18 protein-coding genes and 3 pseudogenes are annotated in these 19,954 nt (G+C 36.5%); 10 read left to right on the plus strand and 11 right to left on the minus strand.

Translation table 11 applies throughout. From position 1 onward, the window contains the following. Positions 1-139: 139 nt before the first annotated feature. Positions 140-486, minus strand: a pseudogene (locus ACG9ZB_RS15370) (transposase); the annotation flags it as partial. Between ACG9ZB_RS15370 and ACG9ZB_RS15375 the strand changes: the two are divergent. After that, positions 411-1,125 (plus strand): annotated as a pseudogene (locus tag ACG9ZB_RS15375) (IS5 family transposase). The pseudogenes ACG9ZB_RS15370 and ACG9ZB_RS15375 overlap by 76 nt on opposite strands. A 13-nt stretch (positions 1,126-1,138) precedes the next feature. Here the strand turns inward: ACG9ZB_RS15375 and ACG9ZB_RS15380 are convergent. The 3 genes from ACG9ZB_RS15380 to ACG9ZB_RS15390 all read right to left on the minus strand — a co-directional run bounded on the left by ACG9ZB_RS15380 (position 1,139) and on the right by ACG9ZB_RS15390 (position 3,142). Then, the gene (locus tag ACG9ZB_RS15380; protein WP_419326636.1) at positions 1,139-2,089 is read right to left on the minus strand and encodes an IS481 family transposase; all 951 of its coding nucleotides are present in this window, start codon (positions 2,087-2,089) and stop codon (positions 1,139-1,141) included. A 461-nt stretch (positions 2,090-2,550) separates the two neighbouring features. Next, entirely contained in the window at positions 2,551-2,820 is a 270-nt protein-coding gene (locus tag ACG9ZB_RS15385; RefSeq protein WP_034616994.1) for a hypothetical protein, read from the minus strand. Positions 2,821-2,914: 94 nt separating this feature from the next. Then, entirely contained in the window at positions 2,915-3,142 is a 228-nt protein-coding gene (locus ACG9ZB_RS15390; protein ID WP_419326637.1) for a hypothetical protein, read from the minus strand. A 565-nt stretch (positions 3,143-3,707) separates the two neighbouring features. Here ACG9ZB_RS15390 and xseA point away from each other — a divergent pair. The 3 genes from xseA to ACG9ZB_RS15405 all read left to right on the plus strand — a co-directional run bounded on the left by xseA (position 3,708) and on the right by ACG9ZB_RS15405 (position 5,923). Beyond that, a complete protein-coding gene (xseA, locus tag ACG9ZB_RS15395) occupies positions 3,708-4,970 on the plus strand; it encodes an exodeoxyribonuclease VII large subunit (RefSeq protein ID WP_419326639.1) in 1,263 nt (420 codons plus the stop codon). Further along, the gene (gene xseB, locus ACG9ZB_RS15400; RefSeq protein WP_004986572.1) at positions 4,963-5,157 is read left to right on the plus strand and encodes an exodeoxyribonuclease VII small subunit; all 195 of its coding nucleotides are present in this window, start codon (positions 4,963-4,965) and stop codon (positions 5,155-5,157) included. The genes xseA and xseB overlap by 8 nt, the downstream gene beginning before the upstream one ends. A 63-nt stretch (positions 5,158-5,220) precedes the next feature. Then, positions 5,221-5,923 (plus strand): IS1 family transposase gene (locus ACG9ZB_RS15405; RefSeq protein ID WP_419326641.1). Its coding sequence is split into 2 segments (ribosomal slippage): positions 5,221-5,769 and positions 5,771-5,923, totalling 702 coding nucleotides; the frame shifts between segments, so codons are not numbered across the junction. Positions 5,924-5,999: 76 nt separating this feature from the next. Here the strand turns inward: ACG9ZB_RS15405 and ACG9ZB_RS15410 are convergent. Next, positions 6,000-6,202: pseudogene (locus ACG9ZB_RS15410) on the minus strand (transposase); the annotation flags it as partial. A 366-nt stretch (positions 6,203-6,568) separates the two neighbouring features. Between ACG9ZB_RS15410 and otsB the strand changes: the two are divergent. Together otsB and ACG9ZB_RS15420 are read left to right on the plus strand one after the other, a co-directional pair. Then, the gene (gene otsB, locus ACG9ZB_RS15415; protein WP_419326643.1) at positions 6,569-7,420 is read left to right on the plus strand and encodes a trehalose-phosphatase; all 852 of its coding nucleotides are present in this window, start codon (positions 6,569-6,571) and stop codon (positions 7,418-7,420) included. Beyond that, positions 7,408-8,844 (plus strand): trehalose-6-phosphate synthase, encoded by a 1,437-nt coding sequence (locus ACG9ZB_RS15420; RefSeq protein WP_419326645.1) that lies wholly within the window; start codon positions 7,408-7,410, stop codon positions 8,842-8,844. Before otsB ends, ACG9ZB_RS15420 begins: the two co-directional genes overlap by 13 nt. 61 nt (positions 8,845-8,905) lie before the next feature. On the opposite strand, the gene ACG9ZB_RS15425 is transcribed toward ACG9ZB_RS15420, so the two are convergent. The 5 genes from ACG9ZB_RS15425 to ACG9ZB_RS15445 all read right to left on the minus strand — a co-directional run bounded on the left by ACG9ZB_RS15425 (position 8,906) and on the right by ACG9ZB_RS15445 (position 13,491). After that, positions 8,906-10,096, minus strand: coding sequence for an MFS transporter (locus ACG9ZB_RS15425; RefSeq protein WP_419326647.1), 1,191 nt, complete (start codon positions 10,094-10,096; stop codon positions 8,906-8,908). Between the two features lie 384 nt (positions 10,097-10,480). Continuing rightward, positions 10,481-11,125, minus strand: a complete 645-nt coding sequence (locus tag ACG9ZB_RS15430) for a glycosyltransferase (RefSeq protein WP_004638728.1) — start codon at positions 11,123-11,125, stop codon at positions 10,481-10,483. Continuing rightward, the gene (locus ACG9ZB_RS15435) at positions 11,122-11,721 is read right to left on the minus strand and encodes a class I SAM-dependent methyltransferase (protein ID WP_419326648.1); all 600 of its coding nucleotides are present in this window, start codon (positions 11,719-11,721) and stop codon (positions 11,122-11,124) included. Before ACG9ZB_RS15435 ends, ACG9ZB_RS15430 begins: the two co-directional genes overlap by 4 nt. Beyond that, complete coding sequence (locus tag ACG9ZB_RS15440; RefSeq protein ID WP_419326650.1) at positions 11,714-12,490, minus strand: PIG-L deacetylase family protein; 777 nt, start codon at positions 12,488-12,490, stop codon at positions 11,714-11,716. The genes ACG9ZB_RS15435 and ACG9ZB_RS15440 overlap by 8 nt, the downstream gene beginning before the upstream one ends. Then, positions 12,478-13,491, minus strand: coding sequence for an acyl-CoA dehydrogenase (locus ACG9ZB_RS15445; RefSeq protein WP_419326652.1), 1,014 nt, complete (start codon positions 13,489-13,491; stop codon positions 12,478-12,480). Before ACG9ZB_RS15445 ends, ACG9ZB_RS15440 begins: the two co-directional genes overlap by 13 nt. 264 nt (positions 13,492-13,755) lie before the next feature. On the opposite strand from ACG9ZB_RS15445, the gene ACG9ZB_RS15450 reads away from it, so the two are divergent. Then, positions 13,756-13,989 (plus strand): DUF2171 domain-containing protein, encoded by a 234-nt coding sequence (locus ACG9ZB_RS15450; RefSeq protein WP_419326653.1) that lies wholly within the window; start codon positions 13,756-13,758, stop codon positions 13,987-13,989. A gap of 200 nt (positions 13,990-14,189) precedes the next feature. Here the strand turns inward: ACG9ZB_RS15450 and ACG9ZB_RS15455 are convergent, their stop codons facing one another. Continuing rightward, positions 14,190-15,596 (minus strand): iron-containing redox enzyme family protein, encoded by a 1,407-nt coding sequence (locus tag ACG9ZB_RS15455; protein WP_419326654.1) that lies wholly within the window; start codon positions 15,594-15,596, stop codon positions 14,190-14,192. Between the two features lie 835 nt (positions 15,597-16,431). On the opposite strand from ACG9ZB_RS15455, the gene ACG9ZB_RS15460 reads away from it, so the two are divergent. From ACG9ZB_RS15460 to ACG9ZB_RS15470, 3 genes are all read left to right on the plus strand, one after another. Then, positions 16,432-16,728 carry a hypothetical protein gene (locus tag ACG9ZB_RS15460; RefSeq protein ID WP_004981674.1) on the plus strand — a complete coding sequence of 99 codons (297 nt, stop codon included), beginning with the start codon at positions 16,432-16,434 and terminating at the stop codon, positions 16,726-16,728. A gap of 71 nt (positions 16,729-16,799) precedes the next feature. Continuing rightward, complete coding sequence (locus tag ACG9ZB_RS15465) at positions 16,800-17,483, plus strand: DUF421 domain-containing protein (RefSeq protein ID WP_419326655.1); 684 nt, start codon at positions 16,800-16,802, stop codon at positions 17,481-17,483. Positions 17,484-17,772: 289 nt separating this feature from the next. After that, entirely contained in the window at positions 17,773-19,851 is a 2,079-nt protein-coding gene (locus tag ACG9ZB_RS15470) for a catalase (protein WP_419326657.1), read from the plus strand. Positions 19,852-19,954: the final 103 nt, after the last annotated feature.

The following is a 19,954-nucleotide window of genomic DNA, read 5'->3' on the forward strand; positions in this document are numbered from 1 at the left end:
TATGTATCGCCTTTTGAGTTTGAAGCAATGTACTATGATAAGATTAACCCGTTAGGTCAGGTGGCCTAACTTAAATAAAAAAGTCTCCGACAAACCCAGTACGGTTCACTGTGCATTATTACTTCTCGATTTGGAATAAGATGAAATCCACCATTATTTGTGTGGGCGGTCGAGCTCCGCCTGGGCGAAAAAAGCGGCTGCTTTACGTAGAATTTCATTGGCACGCTTTAATTCTTTAATTTCACGTTCCATTTGCTTCATTTTTTCTTGATCAGATATCTGTTGTACTTTAATAGGATTTTGCTGATCTAAATGCTTTTGATACCAGGCACGAAGTGTTTCAGGAGTACAACCGATCTTAGGCGCAATTGCTGTGATTGCAGCCTAAGTAGAAGGATAATCTTTTTCAGATTCAATCAATAATTGAACCGCTCTTTTGCCTAGGTAAAGTGACCGATCGAGGTCGTAGTGGAAAAGATAATCGATTATTTTTAGAAGCAGTCCTATGGATTGCCCGTACAGGCAGTCCATGGCGTGATCTACCTCCTCATTTTGGTAAATGGAATACCGTCTTTAAAAGATACCGTGATTGGGTGAAAGCTGGTGTATTTTAAACTATTTTTGCATCTGTAAATGAAGATGTTGATTTGGAATACGCCATGATTGATGGAACGATTGTTAAAGTTCATCGACATGGGCAAGACTTTCAAACAGTCTATAGGTAAATCTCGAGGTGGAATGACCTGTAAAATTCTTGCCTTAGTGGATAGTCTAGGCAACCTTATTAAGTTTCGATTAATGCCTAGTCAATATCACGATTTAGTAGAAACCAAACCTTTAATTGAAGATGTTGTTTTTCAAGCATTACTAGCGGATAAAGCATTTGATGCAGATTGACTCATCCAAGAACTCAATGAACGTAAAGTGAAAGTGGTGATCCCACCTAAATCTAATCGAAAAGTAATGAGAGGATTTGATACGATTATGTATAAATGGCGTCATCTCATTGAAAACTATTTCTGTAAGTTAAAAGAATTTAAACGTATAGCGATGCGTAGTTGTAAAACAGATACGAGTTTTGAAGCCATGATTCAATTGTGCGCGAGTTTAATTAACTCTCGGTAATTCTCAACAGACCCTAGCTGTTTAGTCCCGGCATTTGATGGATCGGATCAATCTTAAAAAATTCAGGTTCATCTATCCACTGTTTGCAGATGAACTCGTAGGGAGTCAGGCCACTGAGTGTTTTGAGTCTGCGGCCGAAGTTGTATGCAGCAATAAAATCAGCAAGGTGAATACATAGCTGAGTGTGATCGTCGTAATGGAACCGTTTGACAGTAGCTTCTTTAACCGTTCGGTTCATCCGCTCGACCTGTCCATTGGTCCATGGATGCTTGACCTTGGTAAGACGATGTTCAATGCCACATTCAGTACAAACCCGATCAAAGATGTGCTCAGAGGCGTAGCGATCACAGGTGCGGTTCGTAAACTGGATGCCGTTATCTGTCAGCACCGTATGGATTCTATAGGGCACAGCCTTAACCAGATTGCGCAGGAACTCCGCGGCTGCCATCTTACTGGCTTTAGTATGCAATTCTGTGAACGCGAACTTGGAAGTGCGATCAATGGCAACGAAGAGATAAAGCTTACCCTGTGCTGTTTGCATCTCAGCGATGTCGATATGAAAGTAACCAATGGGGTAGCTCTTGAAGCGCTTCCTGACAGGGCGATCACCTTGTACCTCAGGCAGTCTTGAAATACGATGCCGCTGCAAGCAGCGGTGTAACGACGAGCGTGTCAGATAAGGAATACTCGGCTGCAATGCATAAAGACTATCGTCTAGTGGCAACAAAGTGCGTTTTCGAAAAGCAACAATTGCCGCCTCATCTTCAGGCGATAACACGCTTGAGCAAGGATTCTTTGGCCCGGTTGTAAGATCATCTACTGAAGTACGTTTCTTCCATTTTGCGACGGTCTTTTGATTGATGCCGTAACGCTTGGCTAGTGTTCTTAAGCTCTCTTGACTATTTTGTATTGCTCGACGCACTGCCTGTGTCTTTGTGGCGCTGCTGTGTAGAACTTGTCCCATAGTGCTTCCTTCCATTTATCTGAGAATATTGCACCATTAAAATCTGGGACTAAACACCTAGCACCATGAAGGCCAAATATACACATTAATAATCTGATCATCTTATTCCTCCTTTAAGTACTTAAAAGGTATATATCTTAGGCATCTATATTTATATGAATCCCTGTAAGACAGCATTTCGAACAACTGTGTCGAAGTTTGAATGAAATGAATTTTCAGTAGTGTGACGCTTTGACAATAAACAGAAACTTGCTACCGCACCTATGCTCACCAAAGTTAATATTTTCATCTTTAATTCCATCCATTTAGAACTTTTGATTCAAACATATCACTGTGATTTGTATTTATCTAACCGCCTTGTGATGAATTACTGTTCACAATGTAACCACATTATTATTTATGTAATTGAATTTATTAAATAATGAAACAATTCCTATCAAATTACACTGAGTTATTACAACTTATAAATTTAAAGCTTTATGTGCCCATTTCAGAAATTTATCTTTATCGTTGAAATTAGGGACATTCAATAAATTGATATAGGAAACTTCACCAAAGTTTCCTGAGATTTTATTTGATTCAAGAATTGTAAAATCTTCTTCTTGCCCTACATGTACTTCCCGAAAAAACTCCGTAACTTTCCGATCAAGGTTTAGTGAGGTGAACGCCTCTCTTTCAACTAAAAAGTCATAGATCTGGCTAATCACATGTAGTTCAAATTTTCTATTCATTTTTTCCGTTCTCATAATTATTTTAACAATTGGTTTAATTTAAACTAATTTCTTTTATGGATAAAGGCAATAATAAACCTACTCTCAAGGACATTTAAATAGATTTTCGCTTAGCCTTTGCTAGTAATATCTCTATTCGTTGAGTAACTTCCCACAATTTAAGCTCAGCATCACGCCAAAAATAGTAGACGTCATCATCTATTACATACATTTGCTTAATGTAGTTTGTTGATTTTGTCTTGTTTACTTCTTTAGCATTAAAAGAGAGTTTATCAAGCACTATTACCCTGCCATCTAAATCACCACCGATACAAATATTCATTTCTATTCTTCTTGTTGTAAGCAAAGATTAAACTATATCACAAACAAAATAGCGCAATTATATGAACGAACTTTATCTACTAAGTATCTGATAAAATATTAGAATTTACACCGATTCAATTTAAGTTAAGCTGCCATTAAAAAAGATCTACATCTCTGTAAGGCTTTTCCCTTGGTCTTTTGCGCCGAAACAAAGAATCGTGGTTTTTATTTACAACAAAATAATTAAATCATTAATCTCACAAAAAATGAAACAAAAAAAACCTGCAACTTGGGGAAGGTGCAGGTAGAAAACTGATATTAACTATCATGGAGAACTTAATACCAAGTAATATACTCGGGTTATATTGAGATCTCATTCACATTTTATTCCAAATTATTTACAAACAAAAAAAGTCCTTCAAATGATGAGCTTTTTGCGGTAATTAAGTGAATTTCTATAACTTCGTCCACTATAGCAGAAATACGCCATATACCTTGATTAAGGTCAAGTTATCATATTCTCAATTTGCACTTATAGCTTTGCTTTAATACTATTCACTTAAGCACTTAAAATAATTGATCTAATGTCCGAACCTCAGTTTTCTCTTAGTGATTACCTATCCACAGTACAGGAAGTAATTCAAATTACTTTCAATGAGCCTGTATGGGTGAAAGCTGAGATCCGCAATCTCAATATTAAGGGTGGACATTACTATCTTGAGTTAGCTGAAAAAGATGAAAGTACCGACAAAGTTATAGCAAGTTGCAAAGGGACCATCTGGAAATTTACAGCTCAGAAAATGGTGCTTAAGTTTGAAAGGGAAAGCGGTGTAGAGCTTTCAAAGGATTTAAATGTCCTAGTAAAAGTCAGGGCCAAGTTTTATTCTCAGTATGGCTTTTCAGTGAATGTTGAAGATATTGACTCAAGCTATACGCTTGGAGACATTGCACGGCGCTATCAACAAATTTTAGAAAGACTTACCTCTGAAGGCCTATTAAACAAAAACAAGCTCATCCCTACCCCTTTTGATATTCAGAATGTCCTGGTAATTGCTCCTGAAAATGCTGCAGGTCTAGGTGACTTCAAAAAAGATGCTGATGCTTTAGAAAAAGCTGGTGTATGTCATTTCAAATACTATTCAGCCACATTTCAAGGGAACACAGCAGCACAGAGTATTATCACCTCTCTAGGTAATGGTCTGAGACAATGGGCTACCGATTTCAATACGCCACCTGATCTCATTGTGATTATCCGCGGCGGTGGTGCTGTAAACGACCTTGCCTATTTAAATGATTACGGACTGGCAGCATTGTTGACCAAACGGACTGTTCCGATTTGGGTTGGTATTGGTGACGAGAAAGACCGTACAATACTAGATGAAGTTGCAAACCGTTCATTTGATACACCAAGTAAGGTAATTGGTGGCATTCGTAATCTAATTGCTGATCGCACTCAGGATGTCTTAGATTCATTCCAAACCATTAAGCTATTATCCCAACATCAAATCACGGCGTACCAAAGCCAAAATGATCAATACATGAGAGTGATTAAGACGCTTGCGCATGGGCAGATTAATGAAGCAAATAAGAGCGTAGATTTGATGCGAAGCACCCTACATTATTTAGCCCAGCAACAGATCAAACTGGCAACGAATCAAGTCGAATCATTGATGCGTGAAACCTTAATTCAGAATCCAAGAAACGTAATGGCTAAAGGCTACGGAATTGTTCGTAGTGAAGGAAAAGCAATTCGCTCTATTCAACAAATCTCAGGTGATAACATTCAGGTCGAATTACAGGATGGCACCATTCAAGCAAATGTAACGAAGGTAATTAGTAATGAGTAAAAAAGAACTCTCTTTCAAGGAAGGCTATGGAGTCCTTAAAAAGAATGCCGAGCTATTGGAGTCACAGGAAGAGCCAGACATCGACAATTTAATGAAAATCGTTGAAGAGTCTATGGTGGCATACAAAGCCTGTAAAACACGTGTTGATGCTGTACAACAAGCTTTGAATGAGACATTTAAGGAATAATAAGTGGTGGTGTTTCAAAAAGTATGCTGAAAAAAACAATATGGCTTTTGATAAAATAGAGGTATGAAAATAACGCTACAAATCAAATGTCCTACCTGTCTAAGTAACAATATAAAGAGAAATGGCATCAAAGTAGATGGGAAACAAAACCATCAGTGCAAAGATTGCAAACGTCAGTTTATTGGTGATCATGCATTAAGCTATCAAGGGTGTAACTCAAGTATTACCGGCAAGATCTTACATTTAATGGTCAGAGGAAGCGGTGTAAGAGATATTACTGAAGTCGAGCGTATCAGCATTGGCAAGGTATTACGAACCTTAAGTGAATCGATCTATCAGATTCAGCCTAAACAAAGCCACTACGAATGTCTTGAAGTCGATGAACTTTGGACTTTTGTAGGGAATAAGAAAAATAAACAATGGCTTATTTATGCCTACCATCGAGAATCTGGAGAAATTGTTGCTTATGTTTGGGGTAAGCGGGATTTAGCAACGGTTCAACGTCTTAAAGCTAGACTTAAAAAGCTTGGGGTTCAATATGCTCGAATTGCGAGTGATCACTGGGATAGTTTTATCACAGCATTTCAATGTTGCAAGCAAGTGATCGGTAAGTTTTTTTACCGTCGGTATTGAAGGTAACAATTGTAGAATTCGTCATCGAATCAGGCGTGGATTCAGGAGAAGTTGCAACTTTTCTAAAAAGCTCGAAAATAATTTTAAAGCCTTTGATTTGACTTTCTTTTACCTTAATAACGGATTTGTTTAACGCCAGCATACTTTTTGAAACACCACCTAATAAGTTAATAATATGGGAAAATTTTATTTTACTTTTTGGTCTACATTAGATGAAATAAGGATTTGATCATTAAACAACATTGAATAGCGGTGTCAGAGTAAGTTTGATTTCGACCATGCTTGCCTTGTGATTGTGCATACACTAAGTCTTTGGATCGAACCAAATGGCAATATTCACACGATTAATGAGAGCTCGGTTATTGGTGGACCAATTCATTGTAAGATAAATTTTAGGTACAGGCTTCTTCATTTGGAATTTATATTGTTGAAAAAACCTTCAAGAAGAAATTTATGCAATAAAGCGACTTCAACTTATACATCTTTGTGTAACAAAGCCATAATAGACATCTTGCGTTAGTCAAAATTTAATCAGTGATAAGCTTTGATTTCTAAATAAATATCAAAGTCTAAAATAGTCAAAAATAATACTTTCGCAAGAGGTCTAATAAATATAAAAAATGAATTCTTATTAAACATGTAAGAAAGATTTACGATGTATTCTAAGCGTTACTAATGTAAATTACGTTCTGCTTGTGTTTGCTTATTGACAACTTAAGTATTATAAAAAAAATATCGATCTATAATAAAATATAATCGCAATATGAGATATTAAAAATTGAGAGACATAATAGATAAATCAATTTCAAAACTTGAATACTTGAACTCTTTAAGAGATAAGCTTAGCTCAAATTACAATAAGCCATGTCTATTTTTAGATATAGATGGCACTTTATCTGATTTTCAATTAAATCCTATCGATAGTTATATTCCGACTAAGACTTTAAATATTTTAAGACAAATTATTTCAAAGAAGATTCCCGTTATAGCTGTGACTGGACGAGATATTGATTCTGCACGTAAATTATTTGAATCCATTGATCTTCCAATTGCTGCATTGCATGGATTAGAAATATATATAGGAAATGAAAAAAAATTACATAAACCAAAGATTTTCTTAGAAATTTCAAATATTTACAAAATTTTAGTTCGAGCATGTATCACCTATCCAAGTTTACTGATTGAAAACAAGAAATCATCAATTGCGTTGCATTATAGGAAAGCTCCAGAGCTCGAAGATATAGCAAAAAAAATAATGTTAGAAGCTCAAAAGATATTCCCCAACCTAAGATTAATTCAAGGGAAATTCGTTTATGAATTAATACCCGCTCAAGCCAATAAAGGCTTAGCAATCAAGGAAGTTTTAGCTCATTTAAACCAGTATGAGGTTTACACACCAATTTTCATTGGTGATGACGTTACGGACGAAGATGGTTTTTATTTTGTGAATCAGTTGGAAGATGGCATCTCAATCAAAGTAGGTCAAGGGCTTACCCATGCCAAATACCAGCTTAAAGACACAAAGCAAGTATATGATTTTTTAGAATTATTTTTAGACCATATTCGAAACCATGATAACAATTTTAAGGGTAACAACAACTTAGATGGAGAGAAAACATGTCTAAATTAATTATTTTATCGAATCGAGTCACTATTCCCAACGGGCAAAAAACTACCGCAGGTGGGCTTGCAGTCGCTATACAAGATGCATTAGATGATATTGGTGGTATATGGCTCGGATGGAATGGCGAACGAGTTCATAAGCAAGAGGAAGTACATTTTAATATTTTTCGGAAGGATAAAGTTGATTATGTCACCTGCCCTTTAACAAATTCTCAATATTCAGATTATTATGCAGGGTTTGCCAACAATTCACTTTGGCCTGCCATGCATTATCGTTCAGACCTGATTGAGTTTAAAACATCAGAATACGAAGGATATCAAAAAGTAAATTCTTTATTCGCTCAAAAACTTGCCGAAATTGCAGATCCAGACGATACCATTTGGGTTCATGATTATCATTTTTTAAGTGTGGCGAAATATTGCCGTGAACTCGGTATGCAGAATAAAATTGGATTTTTCCTGCACATTCCTTTTGCACCTTTATTTATCTGGCAAAAAATTCCATGTGCTCAACAATTGATTGAGGATCTATGCCAATACGATGTGGTGGGTCTACAAACAGATAAAGATCAAAAAGTGTGTATGCAAGTATGCACATCTTTATTGAAAGCACAGAAAATTCAACAAACTTTGCTAAGCTACAATCAACGTTTAACCATAATTAAATGCTACCCAATTGGGGTAAAACCAACAGCGATTCAAAAAGCGGCCCATAAGTTTATTGATGTACAAGACTTCCTTACCCGTCCAGTAGAGCTGAATGCTGCAAAAACCATTATCGGCGTAGATCGGATTGATTATTCAAAAGGTTTACTGGAACGCTTTTTGTCCTATGCAGAGTTCTTAGAGAAATATCCTGAGTATCAGCAGCATATTCAACATTTACAAATTGCTTGCCCATGTCGTCTGGATGTTCCAGCTTATCAACGTTTATTTGAGCGTTTCAAGATTAAGATCGAGATGATTAATCAGGAATTTGCACAGGAAGACTGGCAACCCGTGGAATGTATTTATGATGCAATGAAACATCATCATTTGATGCAAATCTATCGTCAAGCCGATGTGTGTTGGATCAGTTCAATACGAGACGGGATGAATCTGGTCGCGAAAGAATATATTGCTGCACAAAACCCATCTAATCCAGGCGTATTAATTCTATCCAAATATGCAGGTGCAGCGGAACAGATGTCAGAAGCACTTCTGGTTGATCCCACCGACAAAATGGCGATGGTCAATGCCTTAAAAAAAGCACTGGAAATGCCACGACATGAACGTATTTCACGCTACAAACAACTAATGAAAGGTTTAAAAGATTTTGATATTAATGACTGGCGCAATGCATTTCTTAACGACTTACAGAACAAAACCGCTATGCAGGATTTCAGATTCCTGGGAATGCGTAACGTTAACCCTATTTATCAAAATTTATAGTACTTCGATTTGTAAGGAACTGGCAGTATCCAGATATTGCCAGTTCAATTCACTATGATGCTTATTTCACATAAGTAAACCGATTTAAAGCCACAATCAATAATAATAGACCCGATAGTGCCATAAACACTGTACTTAGGCCAATCAGCTCACTCACCATTCCAATGAAAGCAGGTCCAACCAGAATACCCGTATAAGCCATGGTCGAAACACAAGACAATGCAACTGCGCTCGGCATCACCGTCTGACGTCCAGCACGGGAAAACATGATCGGGACGATGTTAGAACAACCTGTCCCAACCAGTGTATAACCCACTAAAACCAGCCACCAATAAGGCGCGATACTGACCAAAGCTAAACCTAAAGTTGCACAAATCGCGCTATAGGTTAAAAGCTTTTTTTCACCAAAATAACGGATCAGATAATGCCCCGTAAAACGTCCTGTGGTCATGGCAATCGCGAAGAAGGTATACGCCAATCCCGCAAAAGCGGTATTAACTCCATATTGTTGCGTTAAATAAATACCACTCCAGTCCATCGCCGCGCCTTCCATCATAAAAATGATGAAGCAGGCAATACCAATTAACATAATCAAAGGTTGTGGCAGGCGCTGGCGTATCGACTTTTTCACTTTCGAAGATGCTTCAAGACTGGTATTTTCTACAGCTTTTATGCTGTATGGCACTGAAAGAAAAACAATAATTACCAACAGTAAACTCACAGCAAATGCGCTCATAACAGCCGAAATACTTAAAGCAAGCAATGCAGTAATCGTCAGTACCCCAGCTAATCCGCCTAGACTCGCCATACCATGAAAGCCAGACATCAATGATTTTAAGCTATTTTTCTCAACCACTACGGCCTGAATATTGAGTGCAACGCCCAGACTTCCTGCTGCTGAACCAAATAAGAATAAGGTGATCGCCATCATTAACGGCGTGGTCCATAAGCTTAGGCTTGGCAATAAAACGGCAAGCAAGAGTAAAGCGAAACCGATCGGCACACGACAACCAACACGCTGAACAATTTTACCTGTTGTAGGCATAGCTAGCATTGCACCTAAGCCGCTGCATAATAGCAACAAACCAAAATCGGCATGATTAAAATGTAAACGTTGCTGGGCAAAAGGAATCAGCGGCGCCCACGCAGCCGTGGCGAAACCAAGACCGAAAAAGCTAAAACGAGTTGAAAGACGTTGAGCACTTAATTGAATTTCAGGATCAATAAGAGCAGTTCTGGAAAAAAGGATCATTTAATACCATCCACACAAATTAACTCAGAGCGTCCATCTCGGATAAATCGCCATAGAAAAACCCCTGCTAATCTATAGAGAAGTTCTATAAATCCACAGAGGTTTTTATGGCGAAATTATACACAAAACCAAGCTAAAAATAGTATTTTTTGCAAAAAATAAAATCAATACATATCAATAATTTATCTTCATTTATTCAAATAAAATTAAAGCGTTTATTTTTAACACTTTTTATTCTTAGCTTTTCAATTAAATTAGGCAAAGATATGAATTTATTTAAATTTTATAGGGATGACTGAATTAAGCAGTTCATTTATAAAGCTGAATAATCTATTTCACTCGGTATAGCTGTGGATTAGCTTTCTCCACCAAATCAGATCAATTTTATAAATGTTTTAAAAAGTACGATAAACCTTCAGGTGCACGTCCATTTAATCGACTGCTAGTGGTGACGCGAACCAAATTACTCCAAGTGATTTTGCAACATTGCTTAATAAATTTTTCAATTAATGAGACATCCTCATGACAAGGAATAGGTTCAAAGCCTCCCGCCTGAATATAGGCTTCGGCACTAAAGCTTAAATTCGCCCCATGTATATGTTGATGATCCATCATGTCCTGATAATGCGTCAGATATTTTTGCTGTTGTTGTATTGATAAGTGACTAAGATCATCCAATATAACGATTCCACAAATGGCATCTGTTGGCTGATGTCGCATTTGGCATAGTAACCAATCTGGATCTACAATTGTATCAGCATCCGTGCAAGCGACCCATGTAACTCCTTGATCGATTAGCTGCCTAATGCCAAGGTCTCTGGCCTTGCCCACACAAGCAAAATTACATTCAAGCCAATTCATCTGATGTGACTTTACAATCATGAGGGACTGGTCAGTACAACTGTCTAAAACCACTAGAATCTCGACCTGACCGTGACCTATATGCTGTATAGCGTGTTTAATTGACTGCAAACAAGCGGATAAATTCTGTTCTTCATTATGGGCTGGGATAACAATACCTATTTTCATACTAAGCCCTGTTGTTTTGCCAAAGATGAAGGATTTACCGTCCAGATATCAATGATGAAATCTGGATCATTCAGACTTAAATAATGAGTGAACAACAAAGATTGTTTTAAATAATGATGGACTTGATAAGCATCTAGTTCAAAATCCTGAATGGCGTGACGCCAGTGACAACACAGGATTTCACCTTGTGGCGTTAAACTGTCTTGGAGCTGATCGATCAGTTCATGCAGTTCATTGCGTGATAAGTAATAGGCCACTTCACTGATGACAATCAGATCAAATTTCTGTTCAGGAAAATATTCAGGAATTTTTTGGTGTTGAACGCTCACATGTTTCAAATTCTCTAAACGTTTAGAGGCCCAATGAACAGCATGTTCAGAAAAATCTAGACATAAAAGCTGATCAGCGCGTTTGGCTAAATGTACACTTAAATGGCCATTGGAACAGCCGATTTCCAACACTGATGAATAACGCTGTTGAGTAAGCAATGCCAAACAAATCTGCCTTTTACGAGCTTCATACCAATGTAAATCATAGCCCCAAGGGTCATTATTGTGATGATATAAGGCTTCGAAATATTGACTAGAATCATTCACAAAGATAAACCTCCCAAGGCATTAACAGACGTTCGATGATTGCTGGAGATAAAATCGCAGAATTGCCTGTACTTTCATCAGCTTCAATCTGACTCTTAAACTGCATGATGGCCCGACGTTTTTTGATTAATTGAGCCTGAGTTAAGTTGTAAGCTCTAGCCTTTTGCCAGTTGATACGTGGATCTAGTGGTCGCGCCCAATGCCAAGCCCAGATCAGCACGTGTAAATATGACATGTCATGAGCTAGAGCAAATGCCTGTACAGTTTTTCCTACCGCTTCATGATCTGGATGCCCATCCTGTGCATAGCTACAAATTAAAATATCTTCCGCTTTAACCAACTTGTCTAATTCTTGCCACAGATGTTCTCTGTGCAAATGAATCTGCCCATCTGGTAAATTTAGTGCAATACGTTGAACATATTCAGAAATATCTAGACGCTGTAAAGCCGCCAAGCTTTCTTGTGGGCGAATTTGATCTAATTGATCTGGGCTGTATTTGGTTGAATGTGGATGGCTTTGTGTCCCATTACTGACGGCAACGATCACCAACTGACAATTCAACATAATTAATTGTTGCATCAAGCCACCACACCCCAGTATCTCATCATCTGGATGGGGTGCAACAATCAAGATTCTTTTATATTGAAATTTTTTAAAATTGAGTAGAGTAAGCGGCTGCTGCTCAAATGCATGCAGCCATTGTTCTCGGGAGGTCCCTTGCCCTTCAATAATACGATCTTCGACTAAAGGGTGTTTTAGAGCTGCCATGATATTTGCTCCTGTAAACATCGTTCAGCAATTTGCTCATCGTCGAATGCCGCATGACTTTGCCGAATAAATACAGGTAAATCAGCCATTAGGCTGGCAAAAGTTGCTTGTTCACAAAAAGGCCGTGCTCCAAGTGCTTTTCCTACCCCTTCAATAACCTCCAAACAGCTTTGTTCTGCCTGCGCACGCAAGATCCGTACATCCCGTTCATGGCTAAGCTTGGGTTGGCTATCAATCAGTTGCGCGATATATTGGAAATATTGTCGGGTTACAGCAAGTCGAGTTACCAACCGCCCTAAATACATTTTCTTAAAAGGATTAGGGGTTTTAAGGCAACTTTGTTGTAGCTCATCCACTAACCGCACCGCGGCACCGTACCAGCAAGCTGCAACACCCGCAGCACCATGCCAGAAACCAACCCGATCAAGGTAGTCGTTGGGATGACCAATGAGTTTGACTGCTATCTCCTGAAAATTGACTCTTGCGGTCTGTGTTCCCTTCATGCCTATAGCTTGCCAGTGAGCCAGATCAATGGTGATCAATGATTGGTTGAGGTCAATAATGCAGAGCTGAGATTGCCCCTGTTGATCTTTAAAACTGATTAATGCTTTATGAATAAATTCAGCGCCTGAACACCACGGCTTAATTCCATGACAAAGCCCATTTTCGACCTGTAACGGCACGGGTCCACCATCGGCAGCCCAAACAGCCCATGTCTCCTCATTGATTTCATGTTGATAACCGAGTTCATGCAAAATACTTAAAGCATCAAAATGGGACTCAAAAAGCTTTGCTAAACTTAGGTCAAAGCCAGCTATCTGGGCCAAAATTTGCCAGCGTTGATAGGTTTGTCCCGAAGCAGGTTCAGGCAAACGTCCAACAGAATGAATCAACTGTTTCAACACAATTGGACGTTGAGTTAGCTTTTCTTCAGCTGAATACTGCTCAAAGCGATTTAATATGTCTAAAGTTGAGCTTTTTATAAATATTTTTCTATTCATTCTTAAAATATTAATTCAAATGAGTTTATTTAAATAATAATTGAAATAATCTGTTTAGTTAAATAGATAAATTGTAATGAAGAGATAATTATTCGTAATTATTTAACTATTTATTTCTTTTTGTTTCATTGTTAACTAAATAGTAGGTTTAAGTGAATCTATAAAATCATCATGTAAGGTTTATTTAAAATCCAACAATTATAAGGAAATAAGCAGTAGCTTAAAGGCTTCCGTGTTGTAATGTTTATAAAAGAGGTTTAAGAAATGAGTACTTTAAATATTCAAGATATTAAAAAACATTCAGTGGTAATTGCTTCTTGTGGTACCAAAGTCGGAACAGTTGATCATCTCGAAGGTGATAGCCAACTCAAGCTGACGCGTGATGAAAATGATCAGCATCATCTGATCCCAACGGCATGGATTGGTGAAGTCAAAGATGAAAAAATAGTTCTGATTAAAAATTCAGAAGAAGTTAAGCAACAATGGCAAGCTATTTAAATTATCCTAAAGTAAAGAGTACGGCTAGACTTTGACCGTACTCTTTACTTCTTTGTAAGTAATTTCAAAAAAGCCCTAACCCTTCGCAATGTCCGTTTGAGTCATACGTATTTCATTTCATACTTGTAAAAAATAGCTAGATGCCATCTATTTGTCATAGACTACATTTATTCTCTATAAATTAATAAGTTAGCCTACTCTTATTTAAAATTACTGCCTAAGAATGGGAAAATATACTCAACTACTTTTTGAGTAGCCCATAAACCAATCTCTTGGTGATGTTGATGTGGAGCTAAATATGGCATCAATTTGCTAATTTTATGGCCAGTATTTGTAGATATCTGAATTTGCTGCTGTAACAGCAATAATTCCTTTTCTGACAAATAACTAAAATCATTTAGTTCGATAAAGTTTTTTATGTATTCTGAATTTACTGGATTAATGCGTCTACTTAAATTAGCACCCGCAATCCAATCATAAATAAAAGTTTTTTCTACAGCAGAGAAAACTCCAAACATTTTCCCATCTTCTTCATTGATCATTTTCCAAAATCGGCTATGTTCAGGATCTTCGTTAAGCTTAATCCATCCTATTTTTATTAGCTCAAGAATGAATTCCTCAACCTGATTTTCTTCTGATAGCCATGAATTTACAGACTTATTCTTAAACTTGCATTTCTCATTATGCATGTGCTTTCCAACTAAAGCTTTGCTCTTGAAAATGTCCAGAACCACTCGCTCAGTATTTAGGTTTTTTATTATTTGAACTGAGCTAACTCCCCGATGATTCAATAAAAAGCCTATCTTTAATTTACGAATAAATTCGGATTGATTTGGGTAGCGTTTGGCTAAACATTTAATCGCATTTGTAGCTAATTGAGCATGTCCATTATCAAAATTATCAATTGTAATGTGTAGGTTAAAATATTTGGAATCAATGCCTAACTCTTTAAGTTCATAATTTGTTATCAATAAATGAAGTGGTAGTTGTTCATATCCAAAATTAAAACCTGCAATCTCGGGTATAAAATCTGATGGAGCATAAGCTAAAGCCAATTGTATTGCCGACTGGTGATAGTATTCATCAGGTAAATTAATTGAAAATTGATGAAGACCAAGTGATAGAAGTAATTTATTGAAAAGTTTTACATGGTTACTTTGGCTAGAACCTAACCCCAACTCCTCAACATATATCTGTATAAAGTCTCTAAAAGCTGGATCATTCCAGTACTGCGTAAAGCTATAAAGCCAAGCACCGTCTACACGTTTGGTCGGTGCTACTTTATATAAAAACTCATAAGCTTTACTTGTAGTTCCAAAAAACTCCCTTGCACTCCCATTTTCACGCCTTTCTAAGTACTCTTTGTAATGCAAGCATTGTGTTTTATTTTGTTGCTGCATCCAGACTGCCAATTGATCAAGATTAGTAGGAAAATCAGAGAAATCGCTATCTAAATGAAGTATTTCGTTTTCTAGGAAATGAAAAGCTTTCAACTCTTTTGCAGAACGCGACACTGATGGATCTAAGAAAAATTGTGTTATTTCAAAATATTTCTGATGGGCATCGGTTATTAAATTTAAAATTCTCTCTTTTACTGCATTAGGCATTATAATTCTCTCGCGGTAAATAACTTATACCAACATAATTGACACTTATACTTAATTAATTAACAACTTTGAAAAGAAACGTTAATAAATGTAACTTCAGGATTTATTTAACAACATAATTCAACACCTTGATTCAATATTTATAATTTTTATAAATAAGTAAAATTTTAATATCTGTGATGCCCATCACATTATTTCTAAATTTTAATTAATAAATATTTAAAAAATAAATCACTTAAAAAGTACTCTCTAGAATCATAAAAAGTAACCTTAGCAATAATTAAAAAATAAAAACCATTTAAATCAAATACCTATATAGAACATACTAACTTACTTAAGAAAGGTGGATCTAAAACCAAGAAACAAATGTTGGCACATTTTTCTATGTAATACTCTATAAAAACAAATTCTTTTCTTATAAAACAGATATCAAATCAAAAACTTAAATCTTATCTATATATGAGTATCTTTAAAAATTAATAAAAATATTAATGTTAACCGTTTGTAATATATCAAATATATATATATTCATTAATTATCAATATTCAACACTCTAAATAAAACAAAACTTAACTAAAAAATTAAAATGTAACAACTTTAATATTTCATAACCATGCAATTATGATATTAATAATACATCTACCGATTAATTAATGTAGATTAATTCTAACCTTATGAGGTTCTATAAAATGAATAATCAAAATCAACAGAGCGATAATCAACGTCAGCAAAATCAGGAGGGCGACAATCAAAACCAACAGCGAAAATAGAAGTTAGGTTAATAAAGCAGAAATACTAGAATCCTTTCATTAGTTTAATAGAATTGGAGTTCATTATGACCATCAATGACCATCAAGACGAAAACCCAATCAAGCATGATTGGCGTACAGATTATTCAAACCGCCCATATTACGGTGATATCCAACGAGAACTTCCCGATGTGGATTATGACCGTGATCTTCGTTCAGCTTATGAACTAGGTCAGCATGCCCGCAATGAGCGTGGTACTGATGCACGATTTGAAGATTCTGAAAGTGATTTGAAAGTAAAATGGGAAGAACTAAAGGCTGAATCACGCTTAAAGTGGGAACAAGCCAAACATGCGATTAAAGATGCATGGGACAAAATGTAAGCCAATATAATGATAATGAGCCTTTTAGGCTCATTATCAGCACATCTAAATAATAATTAAATAGGTGTAAAATGGACTTTATAAAAATACTATTAGCTGATACTACATTTACTTTTGCAGCAGAAATTGTACTTCGTAGTGTCTTGATGTACTTCCTGATTATCTTAGTTTTAAGATTTTCTGGTAAACGTGGTGTTAGGCAACTTTCCATCTTTGAAATCGCAATTATTCTTAGTTTAGGATCTGCTGCTGGCGATGCTATGTTCTATGAAGAAGTTCCTATCATTCATGCTGTCATCGTTTTTGCAGTAATTATGGCTTTATATCGCTTAACAACTTATTTAATGATGAAATCCGATGCTATTGAGACAGTATTGGAAGGTCGACCAATATACATCGTCAAAAATGGTTTACTGATTGTTGACGATATTAAGCAAGAAAAGTATTCATATGATGAGTTCTTTGCTGAAATGCGCCAAAAGAAAATAGAGCATCTTGGACAAGTTAAAATGGCACTGCTTGAGACTGATGGCTGCCTAAGCGTGATCCCATATTCTAAAGAAAATGTAAAATGGGGTCTTCCTTTGTTTCCCGATGAATACCAAATCGCAAATCATCACAATGTAGATCACTTTTATTCTTGTATGTTATGTGGCCAAACCCAACATTTAAATCATTTAAAAGAAGAATGCCCACGCTGTCAAAATACAAAATGGGCTAAATCCTGTTTGTATTGCGAGGAATATCAAAATTAATAAGCTTTTGTTTTGACTTAGATTAATTCAATATTATTTAACATGAATAGTTTAGGCGAACAAAAAATATACATTTCTTTACCTTACTCAAAGAGCAAATGCTTAAAGTTTATATGGGTATCTTTGATCCAAAAAGAGTTTTCTGGCAAGTAACTCATATTCGATTGTAAATAACCTATTAAGTTGTATAAGCACAAAATATCCGTCAACAAATAAGCCATTAACTTACGTGAAAACAATTACTTATATTCACAAAATGTTATAAAGAAAATGTATAAGAGAATATGATATGAAAGAACCAAATACACCAAAAATCGACCAGCTTACTGAGGAAGCATACGTGAATCCTATAGGTAAAACCCTTACCTCTTCTTTAGGTGTTCCCGTAGCTGATAATCAAAATAGTCTAAAAATTAATGAGAAAGGCCCTACTCTTCTCGAGGACTTTCTTCTAAGGGATAAACTTATTCATTTTGATCGTGAGCGTATTCCAGAACGTGTTGTACATGCTCGAGGGGTCGGTGCTCATGGTTACTTTCAAGCTTATACAGGTAATGAAAAATGGACTAAAGCCAAGTTCCTAACGGACACAAATAATCAAACCCCTATCTTTGTCCGTATTTCTACAGTTCAAGGTGGGCGAGGTTCGGCTGATGTCGTTCGAGATGTACGAGGTTTTTCTATAAAATTTTATACTGAAGAAGGAAATTATGATTTGGTGGGGAATAATATCCCTGTCTTCTTCATTCAGGATGCTATTAAATTTCCGGACTTTGTTCATGCAGTAAAACCAGAAGATGCCAATGAGGTTCCAACTGGTCAATCTGCCCATGATACTTTTTGGGATTTTATTTCTTTAAACACCGAAGCATCGCATATGACTACTTGGATAATGTCTGATAGAGCAATTCCAAGAAATCTACGCTCTATACAAGGTTTTGGTGTTCATACATTTAGATTGATTAATGAGAATAATGAAGCATTCTTAGTGAAATTCCATTGGACTCCAAAGCAAGGGGTAGCTCAAGTCGTCTGGGATGAAGCCTTAAAAATTAATGGCAAAGATCCCGATTTTCACAGACGTGATCTGTGGGATGCTATTGAGCGTGGCAATTACCCGGAATGGGAATTAGGCGCACAAATTTTCTCTGAAGAAGATGCAAAACAATGGGACTTTGATGTCTTAGATGCTACAAAATTAATCCCAGAAGAACTTGTACCAGTCACTCCACTAGGTAAATTTGTTTTAAACAAAAATACAGATGATTTTTTCGCAGAAACAGAACAAGTTGCTTTTAGTCCTGTAAATATTGTCTCAGGTATAGATTTTAGTAACGATCCCCTTTTACAAGGACGGCTATTTAGCTATACGGATACTCACTTACACAGATTAGGTACGGTAAATTTTAATCAAATTCCAATTAACAAACCTGTTTGTCCTTTTCATACGAATAGACGAGGTGGTTATGCTAATCACGAAGTTTATAAAGGAAAGGCAAATTATGAACCTAATTCTGTTGATGAAAATTGGCCAAGAGAATCACCGAATGACAGTGGTGCCTTCAAGACACATCCTGAAGAAGTACAAGGCAGCAAACTAAGAGTCCGACCAGAAAGTTTCGCTGATCATTTCTCGCAAGCCACAATGCACTACCATAGTTTGGAAAAATATGAACAACAGCATATTAAGGATGCATATTCTTTTGAATTATCTAAGGTTAAATCGCAAGATATCCGCAGACGTGTAGTTTACGCTGTCCTAGCTAATATTGACTTGGACTTAGCTGAATATGTTGCGAAAGAGTTAGGTATTAAAACTCCCCCTAAACAGCAAGATAATCTGCACCAACCCGTAATTGCATCTTCGAAAAGATTAAGTACCTCATCTTTTCCTGCATCTGATATTAAACAGCGAAAAATTGCCTTGCTCGTTCATGACGGTGTAAATGCTTCATCAATAGATGATATTAAAATATGGGCTGAAGCAGAAAAAGCTATTGTGGAAACTTTAGCACCGAACGCAGCTCCTGTTAAATCTAGTGATGGCAATGAAATACCAGTAGATGGAAGACAAAATGGCGAGCCTTCTGTGACTTATGATGCCGTAATCGTGGTTGATGGGAATAATTTAGAAGTATTTAAGGCTGATGGAGTTTCTAAACATTATGTATTAGAGACATATAAACATCTCAAGCCCATTGTTTTCCTGGGCGATAAATGCGCTTTAATAGATGAGTTTCAGCTCACTAAGGATGCAGCTCTATTCTCTACTCAAAATTTTAAAGACATCCAAGATCAATTCAAACAAGCTATTCAAAATCACCGTTTGTGGGATAGAGAAAAAGTTATCGTAGCTATTCCAGCATGACTTTATTTGTGTGATTCATAGAGATCGTTTCAATTTAGCGATCTCTAAATCCATCTTGTAATTGGCGTGATGAATCCGTTCATTTGATGGGTTGTATTGCTTC

It is taken from the genome of Acinetobacter johnsonii, from assembly GCF_048551975.1.
GTDB lineage: Bacteria > Pseudomonadota > Gammaproteobacteria > Pseudomonadales > Moraxellaceae > Acinetobacter > Acinetobacter johnsonii_A.

Bases quoted from the DNA above. Each gene is read 5' to 3' on its own strand.
- ACG9ZB_RS15380 (WP_419326636.1), bottom strand. From the start codon at position 2,089: ATGGGACAAGTTCTACACAGCAGCGCCACAAAGACACAGGCAGTGCGT.
- ACG9ZB_RS15385 (WP_034616994.1), bottom strand. From the start codon at position 2,820: ATGAATAGAAAATTTGAACTACATGTGATTAGCCAGATCTATGACTTT.
- ACG9ZB_RS15390 (WP_419326637.1), bottom strand. From the start codon at position 3,142: ATGAATATTTGTATCGGTGGTGATTTAGATGGCAGGGTAATAGTGCTT.
- xseA (WP_419326639.1), top strand. From the start codon at position 3,708: ATGTCCGAACCTCAGTTTTCTCTTAGTGATTACCTATCCACAGTACAG.
- xseB (WP_004986572.1), top strand. From the start codon at position 4,963: ATGAGTAAAAAAGAACTCTCTTTCAAGGAAGGCTATGGAGTCCTTAAA.
- ACG9ZB_RS15420 (WP_419326645.1), top strand. From the start codon at position 7,408: ATGTCTAAATTAATTATTTTATCGAATCGAGTCACTATTCCCAACGGG.
- ACG9ZB_RS15425 (WP_419326647.1), bottom strand. From the start codon at position 10,096: ATGATCCTTTTTTCCAGAACTGCTCTTATTGATCCTGAAATTCAATTA.
- ACG9ZB_RS15430 (WP_004638728.1), bottom strand. From the start codon at position 11,125: ATGAAAATAGGTATTGTTATCCCAGCCCATAATGAAGAACAGAATTTA.
- ACG9ZB_RS15440 (WP_419326650.1), bottom strand. From the start codon at position 12,490: ATGGCAGCTCTAAAACACCCTTTAGTCGAAGATCGTATTATTGAAGGG.
- ACG9ZB_RS15445 (WP_419326652.1), bottom strand. From the start codon at position 13,491: ATGAATAGAAAAATATTTATAAAAAGCTCAACTTTAGACATATTAAAT.
- ACG9ZB_RS15450 (WP_419326653.1), top strand. From the start codon at position 13,756: ATGAGTACTTTAAATATTCAAGATATTAAAAAACATTCAGTGGTAATT.
- ACG9ZB_RS15455 (WP_419326654.1), bottom strand. From the start codon at position 15,596: ATGCCTAATGCAGTAAAAGAGAGAATTTTAAATTTAATAACCGATGCC.
- ACG9ZB_RS15460 (WP_004981674.1), top strand. From the start codon at position 16,432: ATGACCATCAATGACCATCAAGACGAAAACCCAATCAAGCATGATTGG.
- ACG9ZB_RS15465 (WP_419326655.1), top strand. From the start codon at position 16,800: ATGGACTTTATAAAAATACTATTAGCTGATACTACATTTACTTTTGCA.
- ACG9ZB_RS15470 (WP_419326657.1), top strand. From the start codon at position 17,773: ATGAAAGAACCAAATACACCAAAAATCGACCAGCTTACTGAGGAAGCA.